This is a genomic window from Catenovulum sp. 2E275 (assembly GCF_025515275.1).
Taxonomy (GTDB): Bacteria; Pseudomonadota; Gammaproteobacteria; order Enterobacterales; family Alteromonadaceae; genus Catenovulum.
The window spans coordinates 1-419 of record NZ_JAOPFU010000132.1 but is presented as its reverse complement, the minus strand read 5'-3'; the positions used below and the strand labels follow the sequence as shown (position 1 = coordinate 419).

Sequence of the window (419 nt, the reverse complement as noted above, 5' to 3'; positions counted from 1 at the left end):
TATAACCCAGAAATTCTAGCCGCCTGCCAAAAAGCCATAGGCAATACCTCAAATGATTTAGACTTTATTCGGGTTGATAAAACCGCATTTGAAGCATGCCCAGATGATTCAATTGATTATGCAGTTATGGAAAAAACTGACTCAGCCGTTGTTGTGCCACTCGATGCAGGTTGGAACGATGTTGGCTCATGGTCAGCCCTTTGGGATGTCAACGAAAAAGATGAATTTGGTAACGCCACTAAAGGTGATTGTATCACCCACGCCACTAATAACTGCTTAATCAGAGCCACAACCGATAGATTAATTGCCACAGTCGGCGTAGACGACTTAGTCATCGTAGATACCAAAGACGCGGTAATGGTTGCAGCCAAAGACAAAGTACAAGAAGTTAAAAAAATAGTCGAAAAACTGAAAGCGGA

General features: G+C 42.5%; 1 protein-coding gene. It reads left to right on the top strand.

Going from position 1 to position 419, the window contains the following annotated elements:
* Positions 1-419 (top strand): sugar phosphate nucleotidyltransferase (locus tag N7931_RS19640; protein ID WP_262795988.1); only part of this gene is annotated, 419 nt, incomplete at both ends.